Here is a 2,687-nt window from a genome sequence, read left to right as displayed (position 1 = left end):
TTCGGGAAGTAAGGTGCTTTGACCTCGGTGTTCACCCTGGATAAACCGTTTCATGGGCGTCCCATACGCTGAGATTCTCGGAAATCATAGCAAGGGTTTACCGGTGCGTTTTTACACACTCTGGGCCAAGAGCGGACGCTCAGTGCATTCACAATGTTATCGCCAGCATCACACCGAAACTCACTAGCAATCCTCCAAAAGCGCGATCCACCCAATGCCGAACCGCAATCAACTTTTCCCGAATCTGGCCGGTCGAAAAAAACATCGCGACAAGGCTGAACCAGGTGATATGGGCTGCTGAAATAAATACACCGTAGGCAATTTGCATGGACAAGGTTGTCTCGGGTCGTACTACACCTATGAAAAGGCTAACGATGAAAATCGATGTTTTGGGATTCAGTGCATTAGTTAGGAACCCTGTGCGAAGAGCGGCGATATCTGACTGTGCAGCGGCTGGTGTAGCAAACTGACCTACGGCGGGCATGGTCCCCAGCATTTTTATCCCGAGATAAATCAAATAGGCGGCGCCGGCAATCTTCAGCGCACTGAATAGCCAGAGCGAGTGCTGAAGAACCAGTCCAAGCCCCAGCAGGGTGTAGCAGACATGCACAACGACCCCAAGGCCGATACCGGCTGCCGTAAGGACTCCGGTACGGCGTGAAAGCATCAGGCTATTGCGAGAAACAAGGGCAAAATCGGGCCCGGGACTGATGCATGCCAGCAAAGTTATAGTGACTACAGCTATCCATTCGTTCATGAGGTAATTTGGCTCTGGTTCGAGATAGCCATATTCTTGCTGTGCATTAAGCGGATGACTAACGATGCTTTCTCAAGAAAAAGGTGAGCCTGAGTCACCATTATCGATTTCTCGCCTGCCCTCGCTGGTTGCGTTGCGCTGCTTCGAGGCCGCCGCCCGATTAGAGAGTTTTGCCCGTGCAGCCGCAGAGTTGCATGTCACTCCGGGCGCGATAAGCCGCGCCGTGCGCTTGCTGGAGGATGAGCTGGGCGTCGATTTGTTCGAACGTCGTAGTAGGCGTGTGTTTATCTCAGACGACGGGCGCAAGCTGGCAATCGCGGTGCGAGAAGGCTTGGGCTTGATGACTCAGGCAGTAACGGAAATACGTGTGAAGGCACGTCGCGATCGACAACTAGTGCTTTCTTGCGAGCCCACGCTGTTAATGCGCTGGCTGATTCCACGCTGGAGTGAATTCCAGATGCGCCGCCCGGACTTGAACATTCATCTTGTGGCAGGAGGTGGGGTCTTCTCCTTCGATCACGGTATAGACCTCGCGATCCGCCGCGACGATTTCCCCCGCCCTGCTCATTACTATGCGGAAGAGTTGTTCCGTGAAAGAGTTGCCCCGGTGTGCCGGCCTGATAGGGTTTGCGAGTGGTTCACTGCAGACGGCAAGCTCGTTGCGGCCGCACCTAAATTGCTCACCCGAACACGCCCTAACGCTTGGCAAGAATGGGCCGCTGCTACAGGCCGATCCATGCCTCCGGCGGAGGGGCAGTGCTTTGAGCACTTTTACTTTAGCTTGCAGGCAGCAGTCGCCGGCCTTGGCGTAGCAATTGGCCCCTGGCACTTGGTGCAAGACGATATTCATAACGGCGTGTTGGCAGCACCTTCTGGGTTCGTTGAAGATGGTTCGCGGTATTGCCTAATTTCTCCGACAGCATTCGAACCGGATAGTGTGGAGATGGAATTATTGGAGTGGCTGCGCGCCTCGGGATGAAGCCGTAGATGACGTGTGACAAGTGCGATGTCACTAGTTGAAAGGTAGCTATTGGCCGGGAATGCCTACCGGAGCGAGGGCACTCCATACTCCAAAGCCTGGCCCTGCCAGATGCCTTGTCGGCGGCGTGCAATTACCAGGCAATCGCCCGCACCCGCCGCGCTCACCACCAGTTGCCCCCCAGGAGCCCAGAACGCACTGCGGCCCGCACAGCTCCAGCCACCAGAAGGGGCTCCATGATTGGCCATCAATACGCCCAGCGAATGTTCCTGGGCATAGCCCTTCAGCAGCCCGCTGTCACGCAGGTAGCCGTTATCACTTATTAGCACGCTGGTCGCGTACACCCCGGCGCCCACTTTAGCGGCAGCTTGCACATGACTGGCCTGCGTGAAGTCTGCGCAGATAGATAGCGCTATATGCTCGGACCCGATGTTCAAAAGTGCACCACCATTGCCCGAACTGAATACTGCCTCTTCACCCGGATGCAAATGTTGCTTGGTATAAGCGCCCTGTGAACCATCGGCAGCGAAAATAAGTGACCCAATAAAAATTGGGTCGCCGCCATCTAGGCGTAGTGGCAGACCTATGACAGTTGTTATTTCTAGCTGCTTTGCCAGCTCACGCAGAGGCTGCAAAATTTCAGCGCCAGGAGCTTGAGCTAGCTCTCGCGCGACAGATGGTTCGTAACCGGTCAAGGACAACTCCGGAAACATTAGAAATTCCACACCCTGCTTGGCGGCAAGCCGCATGAACTGCAAATGACGATCAATGTTGGCGTTGAGGTCGCCTGCAACTGAGCAATATTGGGCAGCGCAAATATCGAGACCTGAATTCATAGAATAAGCGCAACGCTTGAAACGAGAGGCAGAGAGCCAGCCACCGGTAGAATCCAGGCTCTCACACCGAAGGATTCAAGCGCAGATGACTACGCATTACCGGCAGCTGACTCAG

The 2,687-nt window shown here is 54.9% G+C and carries 3 protein-coding genes; 1 reads left to right on the top strand and 2 read right to left on the bottom strand.

The window, feature by feature from the left end; all coding sequences use genetic code 11:
- Window positions 1-148: 148 nt before the first annotated feature.
- Complete coding sequence (locus AC19YT_RS28045) at window positions 149-757, bottom strand: LysE family translocator (protein ID WP_500611369.1); 609 nt, start codon at window positions 755-757, stop codon at window positions 149-151.
- 64 nt (window positions 758-821) lie between these two features.
- Here AC19YT_RS28045 and AC19YT_RS28040 point away from each other — a divergent pair, with 64 nt between their 5' ends.
- Window positions 822-1,736 (top strand): LysR family transcriptional regulator, encoded by a 915-nt coding sequence (locus AC19YT_RS28040; RefSeq protein ID WP_500611368.1) that lies wholly within the window; start codon window positions 822-824, stop codon window positions 1,734-1,736.
- Between the two features lie 65 nt (window positions 1,737-1,801).
- Here the strand turns inward: AC19YT_RS28040 and AC19YT_RS28035 are convergent, their stop codons facing one another.
- Complete coding sequence (locus AC19YT_RS28035) at window positions 1,802-2,572, bottom strand: carbon-nitrogen hydrolase family protein (RefSeq protein WP_500611367.1); 771 nt, start codon at window positions 2,570-2,572, stop codon at window positions 1,802-1,804.
- Window positions 2,573-2,687 lie beyond the last annotated feature (115 nt).

This window comes from Pseudomonas sp. MF08875, from assembly GCF_059862525.1.
Note: the sequence above shows the minus strand (reverse complement) of the source record. Positions and strands in the feature narration are given on the sequence as shown.

Excerpts from the sequence above, each read along its gene's own strand:
- AC19YT_RS28045 (WP_500611369.1), bottom strand. The coding sequence starts at position 757 with ATGAACGAATGGATAGCTGTAGTCACTATAACTTTGCTGGCATGCATC.
- AC19YT_RS28040 (WP_500611368.1), top strand. The coding sequence starts at position 822 with ATGCTTTCTCAAGAAAAAGGTGAGCCTGAGTCACCATTATCGATTTCT.
- AC19YT_RS28035 (WP_500611367.1), bottom strand. The coding sequence starts at position 2,572 with ATGAATTCAGGTCTCGATATTTGCGCTGCCCAATATTGCTCAGTTGCA.